Genomic DNA, 1,262 nt, shown 5'->3' with positions numbered 1-1,262 from the left:
GCACCGCCCCCGCCGCCTCCCCCGGCCGTCAAGCCGCCCGAGCCGGCGCCCGCCCCTGCGCCCGACATCGCGCTGGAGCGCGAGAAGAAGCTCAAGGAACAGAAGGCGCAGAAGGAGCGCGAGCTCGAGCAGCAGCGCGTGCAGCAGCAAAAGAAGAAGGAGCTCGAGGCCAAGGAGCGCGCCGAGGAAGAAGCCGAGCGCAAGAAAGAGCAGCAGAAGAAACTGGCCGAGCAGAAGAAGCAGCAGGAAGCCGAGGCCAAGCAGGCCGAAGCGAAGAAGGCTGAAGCAGTCGCCAAGCAGGCGGCCGCCGATCGCGCCGCAACGCTCAAGCGCATGCAGGGCATGGCGGGCGCCAGCGGCAACGAAGACGCCAAGGGCAATGCCCAACGCTCGTCCGGCCCGTCCAGCGGCTATGCCGGACGCATCGCCGCCGCCGTGCGCCCGAACATCACCTTCCCCGATGCCGACAGCGTGAACGGCAACCCCGAAGCCGAGTTCCTGGTCAACCTGGCACCCGACGGCACCATCGTCGGCGTCAAGCTCGCCAAGTCCAGCGGCCTGCCGGCCTGGGACGAAGCGGCGGAACGCGGCCTGCGCAAGACCGACAAGCTGCCGCGCGACACGGACGGGCGCATCTTCCCGTCGCTCATCGTCACGCTCAAGCCCAAGCGTTGACCCCCGCAATCACCCACATCGTGGGTGATTGCAAGCGACACCACCCGCTCGTTTAGGATCGTCGGCAACTCATTGTTGCTGGCGCTCCTGACATGGTCGACTCTTTCCCTGCCGTTCGCCTCCAAGACCTGACGCCGCTGCCCTACCAGCAGGCACTGGCCGCCCACCTCCAGGCGAACGAACCCGAGGCCTGGCGCTGGGCCGCTTCGGCCGAAGCGCGCGAAGAACACACGGCCGCCATGCGCGCCGAGCTGCTGCGCAGCGCCTACCGCCTCGACGCCGACGCGCACCCCGACCTGCATGCCGACGCCACCCTGGCCGCGCAGCGGCTGGGCGTCGCGGCGCGCATCACGCTCTACCAGGCGCCGTCGGGCGACGGCGCGGCCATGAACGCCGCGATCTACGTCGTGCCGGGCGAAGCGCACATCGTGCTCTCGGGCCCGCTGCTCGAAAAGCTGCAGCCGCCCGAGCGCCAGGCCGTGCTCGGCCACGAGCTGGCGCACTACCTGCTGTGGGAGCGCGACGGCGGCCGGCACCACGTCGTCGACCGCCTGCTGCACGCCACGGCGGCCGACCCGCGCGCCGAC

At 70.3% G+C, this 1,262-nt stretch carries 2 protein-coding genes; both read left to right on the top strand.

What is annotated here, in order from left to right:
• Nucleotides 1–675, top strand: a 675-nt coding sequence (gene tolA, locus VBO01S_RS31410; protein ID WP_062483080.1) for a cell envelope integrity protein TolA, incomplete at its 5' end; no start/stop codon positions are given.
• A gap of 92 nt (nt 676–767) precedes the next feature.
• On the top strand, nt 768–1,262 hold a 495-nt coding region (locus VBO01S_RS31405), incomplete at its 3' end, for a SprT-like domain-containing protein (RefSeq protein WP_157627556.1).

The sequence above is a fragment of the Variovorax boronicumulans NBRC 103145 genome, from assembly GCF_001591345.1.
Classification (GTDB): domain Bacteria; phylum Pseudomonadota; class Gammaproteobacteria; order Burkholderiales; family Burkholderiaceae_C; genus Variovorax; species Variovorax boronicumulans.
The sequence above is the reverse complement of the archived record's forward strand: the minus strand, read 5'-3'. Positions and strand labels throughout refer to the sequence as shown.